3 protein-coding genes are annotated in these 1969 nt (G+C 33.9%); all 3 read right to left on the bottom strand.

Annotation, left to right across the window (positions count from 1 at the left end; genetic code table 11):
• Positions 1 to 701 (bottom strand): substrate-binding periplasmic protein (locus ABX784_RS17295; protein WP_372656307.1); only part of this gene is annotated, 701 nt, incomplete at its 3' end.
• Between the two features lie 139 nt (positions 702 to 840).
• On the bottom strand, positions 841 to 1542 hold the full coding sequence (locus ABX784_RS17290) for a substrate-binding periplasmic protein (protein WP_372656306.1): 702 nt from the start codon (positions 1540 to 1542) through the stop codon (positions 841 to 843).
• Positions 1543 to 1564: 22 nt separating this feature from the next.
• Positions 1565 to 1969: aminopeptidase N C-terminal domain-containing protein (locus ABX784_RS17285; protein WP_372656305.1), on the bottom strand; the 405-nt coding region annotated here is incomplete at its 5' end.

Raw genomic sequence — 1969 nt, 5'->3', positions numbered from 1 at the left:
TTTATTGCTCCGGTAGAAAGTATTTTTTCATAAGTACGATCTATCATAATCTCTTTTAGAGCTTTATCAAACTTATCACTTAAGTTTTTTCCTTCATTTCCTTTCTTAAATACAAGAGTTACCCTGTCCGAAGAGACCGGACTATAGCGGTTATACTTTATATTATCACTAAGACTTAGTTTCTTTATAGAATCATTAGATGTTTCAATTTCACCAATAAATAAATCGACTCTTTTCTTATCTAGTAACTGTAAGCAAGTTTCGTCTGAGTCAGCTTTGATGCGGCTCCAATTCATACTTGTGATATAGTCTTCAGGGTAAGTATACCCATCAGTTGTACATACTTTGGCATTTTTAATTTTCCTGAAATCATGGCCAACTCTTTCATAGATATACATTTCTTTAATATAGAAGTCTGTTATGGGCTCATACTTAGAGAGGTCTCGAGACTCCATTGCAGGGAATAGACCATCAATATTTCCCTCGTCGAGCTCCTTGTATGCCCTCTTTGGAGGAAAGAGGACAATCTCTATCTCTACATCACTTTTTCGCGCCAATGTAGATATTAGCTCCACAAAGGCACCATCTGTATTAGATCTAATATATTTTGGGATTAGGAAAGTTCCAATTCTAACCTTTCGTGGAGCTTCGGCCAAGGAAAGATTACTCAATAAAAAGAAAGCTATTAATATTTTTTTCATAAACCAATATTAAGGGCAAACTAGAAGTTATGGAACTCAAGCTTTCTTCACTTATCTCCATAACTAGCTAATTTAAATGACCTTTTTTCATAATAGCTCAATAAGTATTCTGAATTAAAAAGAAGTAAAGAACTTAACTTTACTTTTCTTTACCTGGTAAAATAGATTCAAACTCTCCACTCATCATCATTTTCTTTAGTGCGAAATCGAATTTCTGACTGAAAATCTTGCCTCTTTCTGATTCGGAAAAAGCGAAATATACATTTTGAGTAGAAATGGGCGTATTCTTATTGTAGTAAACCTTATCTATTAAATTTGAAGATTTTAAAGCAGATAAAGCTGTTACTTCCTCTCCAATAAATAGTTGTACTCTTCCTATCTTAAGCAGTTCTAAGCAATGTTGATCCGATTTGGCATAGTAAAGCTTCCAGCTCTTACTCTCTAAAACTTCTTTCGTATATGGGTAGCCTCTAGTCAGACACGCTTTAGGATTTTTAATCTTCTTATAGTCTGATTCTTTTAACTGGAAAATAAAATCTTCTTTAAGGTAGAAGTTAGATGTCTTATAAACATTACCGGCGTTCATAGAATCTAGAGCGGGAAAGTATCCATCAACATTCCCTTCGATGAATGTATTTAATGATCTCTTTGCTGGATAAATCTTCAACTCGAGTTCATAACCTGCGTTTCGAGCAAGACTTTTAGCAAGCTCTACAAACTCACCAGAATTTGCTGACTCTATATAGCGAGGAATCAAAAAGGTAGCGAGTGTCACCTTCTCTTTTCCAAAAATACTAGAAGAAGAAAGTAACAACAAAAGTAGAATTAGCTTATTCATCATTTATTCTTCTCCTAGCTATTATTTAGCTATCAGCATGTGTTTTAGAAACAATTTCATAAACATTTCTAGAAATACTTTTTTCAGCTAAGATTCTTTCTAGAGACTCTTTCACAAGAGCTTTTAGATCTGATGGAAGTCTCTTATAATCTTTAAAGCTTCCAGCAAGTCTAGATGCCATTTGTGGGTTCAGTTTATCTATATCAATAATTTGATCTGTGATAAATTTGTATCCTTCACCTGATTTTGAGTGAAACTCAACTGAGTTGCCAGTAAATGTTCCAACTAGAGATCTTACTAAGTTTGGCACAGACTTATCGTAAACCTCATTGCTAAGTAATTCTTTAACTCTACTTAATGTTTTATCCCCAGGAGCACTAGATTGAGCAGTAAGCCACTTTTGCATAACAAGAGTTTCATGCTTCCATTT

The organism is Halobacteriovorax sp. (genome assembly GCF_041587335.1).
Taxonomy (GTDB): Bacteria; Bdellovibrionota; Bacteriovoracia; order Bacteriovoracales; family Bacteriovoracaceae; genus Halobacteriovorax.
This window is presented reverse-complemented; position numbering and strand designations above follow the sequence as displayed.

Coding starts and splice junctions, on each gene's coding strand:
- ABX784_RS17290 (WP_372656306.1), bottom strand. CDS start 1,542: ATGATGAATAAGCTAATTCTACTTTTGTTGTTACTTTCTTCTTCTAGT.